2 protein-coding genes are annotated in these 2,744 nt (G+C 43.7%); one reads left to right on the top strand and one right to left on the bottom strand.

From position 1 onward, the window contains the following. Window positions 1-1,442, bottom strand: a 1,442-nt coding sequence (locus tag F0226_RS22190; RefSeq protein ID WP_171737661.1) for an Ig-like domain-containing protein, incomplete at its 3' end; no start/stop codon positions are given. 416 nt (window positions 1,443-1,858) lie between these two features. On the opposite strand from F0226_RS22190, the gene F0226_RS22185 reads away from it, so the two are divergent. After that, window positions 1,859-2,744: TolC family outer membrane protein (locus F0226_RS22185; protein WP_171737662.1), on the top strand; the 886-nt coding region annotated here is incomplete at its 3' end.

Raw genomic sequence — 2,744 nt, 5'->3', positions numbered from 1 at the left:
TCGCTGCTGCCTGATGTATTACCCGCTGCGTCGGTTTGACGAACGGTAATCGTGTTGTCACCTTCCGTTGGTACTGGTGCGGTTGTCGTCCAGTTTCCGTCAACAAGGTATTCGACTGTCGCGCCATCTTCTGTGCCGCCGACTGTGAAGCTGCCGTCATTGGTTAAGAAGTCATCCGCTGCTGAGCCTGAATCAGTATCAAGTGTCAGAGCCGGTGCATCAGGTGCGGTCGTATCTAGAGTGAACGTCAGCGTTGAGCTGCCTGATGTATTGCCCGCTGCGTCGGTTTGACGAATGGTAATCGTGTTTTCACCTTCAGTTGGTACTGGCGCCGTTGTCGTCCAGTTGCCGTCAACAAGATATTCTATTGTCGCGCCATCTTCTGTGCCGCCGACGGTGAAGCTGCCGTCATTGGTTAAGAAGTCATCCGCTGCTGAGCCTGAATCCGTATCAAGTGTCAGAGCTGGTGCATCGGGTGCGGTCGTATCAAGAGTGAACGTTAGCGTTGAGCTGCCTGATGTATTACCCGCTGCGTCGGTTTGACGAACGGTAATCGTGTTGTCACCTTCCGTTGGCACTGGCGCCGTTGTCGTCCAGTTGCCATCCACGAAGTATTCAACTGTCGCGCCATCTTCTGTACCGCCGACTGTAAAGCTGCCGTCATTCGTTAAGAAGTCATCCGCCGCTGACCCTGAATCCGTATCAAGTGTCAGAGCCGGTGCATCAGGTGCGGTCGTATCAAGAGTGAACGTCAGCGTTGAGCTGCCTGATGTATTGTCCGCTGCGTCGGTTTGACGAACGGTAATCGTGTTATCACCTTCAGTTGGTACTGGCGCCGTTGTCGTCCAGTTGCCACCCACGAAGTATTCTACTGTCGCGCCATCTTCTGTACCGCCGACTGTAAAGCTACCGTCGTTTGTTAAGAAGTCATCCGCCGCTGAGCCTGAGTCAATATCAAGTGTCAGGACTGGTGCATCTGGGGCTGTGGTATCTGATGTTGATTCTAAAATCTGAAAAGCTTCGATTAAACCTAAGCTTTGAGTCTCTGAGAAACCTATAGAAGCAAACCCTTCAGTCAGAAATTCTGTTTGAGCAATTATTTCAGTGCCATCTCTTTCAATACTTCCACCAGCAACAAGGCTCGAACCACTACTAGTACCTGCAGCAGTTGCAAATTCATCATTTAGTTGAGTCGGGTCTTCGCCTTGTTCTAAGGCTGCAAAAATATTTGCAATATCATCAGTTACATCAACCTCATTATCGTCAACAAAACGACTAACCTTAACTATTGGTTGAGCAGACTCTTCTGATGTTTCAAGAACGACGTCACCGTTTAATAACGGCTCACCATCTTTTAATACTCTGATATTGCCATCTATACCAACGACTATTCGTTGTCCAATTACCAATGCACTACTAGCGATGACTGTGGTGATATCCATAAAAACCTCTAAATCCAAATAGCTTCGTTAATGTCGTCAACGAAATGACACTAAAATCTTATCTTGTTAATATATCATTATAACTTATACAATTCACGCTTGCGTAATATATAAATAACAGTTCACCATTCGCATTAACATCCATTAAAATGTACTAAAAAGTCATTAAGTTACACAAATATTAAGCAAGTTAATTCATTATTTTATATAATAATTTGAGTAAGCTACCTTATACATAAAATCCTGCACAATGCATGGTGGCACATATCTACTTTTGGCTGGATAAAAACGTAAATTTGTTGACACCTTGTTATAATTCTCAGATATGAGACTCAGATATGTTTAACATTCATGCATTACATATGCTCCGGAGAAATAAATTGAATTGGATTCAAAAATGCACTCTAGGTTCTATGATGGCTTTTAGCTTTTCTTCTAGTGCTCAAACGCTGGAGCAAGCTGTTGCTATTACCTTAGAAACTAATCCAAGCATCAAAAGTTCATACAACGAATATATTAGTAAGCGATATATTAATGATGCATCTGGAGGTGCTTATAGACCAAGCATAGACTTAGATGCTGGTGTTGGGTATGAGCATACGAACCTTGCATCAAACAGTAATGATGCAACCGACTTAACACGTAAAGAAGCCACTATCACACTGACTCAATTAATTTGGGATGGCTCTAATACACTTAATGATATTGACCGCACTGCAGCTGATGCCGAGTCTGTACGCTATCAATTACTTTCTGATGCTCAAGATATGGCTTTAGAAGTAACTAAAGTGTACTTGGATGCGGTAAAAGCATATGAAGTCCTTTCCCTCTCTGAGAGTAACCTCGCGACACATAAAGAAATTTATAGGGACATTAAAAAGCGCGTTGATTCTGGAATTGGTTCAACAGCAGATATGTCACAAGTTGAAGCCCGTATTGCGAAAGCTCATGGAAATCTACTTGCAGCACAAAACAACTTGTTTGACACCCATATTCAGTTTCAGCAATTAGTGGGACAGTCACCTCTAGGGCTAGTTTTCCCTCGAGCAGACTCAAGTGCTCTCCCTCACACCGTCGAGAAAGCCTTAGATCAAGCTTTTGAAATGCATCCAGTAATCAAAATAGCTCAAGTGGATGTTGATTCGGCAAAATTTCAGTACAAACAATCGAAAAGCAACAACTACCCAACTATCTCAGTAGAAGCAGCACAAACCTGGCGAGATGATGCAGGTGGCACAGAAGGTAATAGCGATGAGTTTTCTGCAATGCTGCGTTTACGGTACAACCTGTATAATGGCGGTT

The organism is Vibrio sp. 99-70-13A1 (assembly GCF_013114625.1).
In the GTDB taxonomy this organism is placed as follows: Bacteria; Pseudomonadota; Gammaproteobacteria; order Enterobacterales; family Vibrionaceae; genus Vibrio.
The sequence above is the reverse complement of the archived record's forward strand: the minus strand, read 5'-3'. Positions and strand labels throughout refer to the sequence as shown.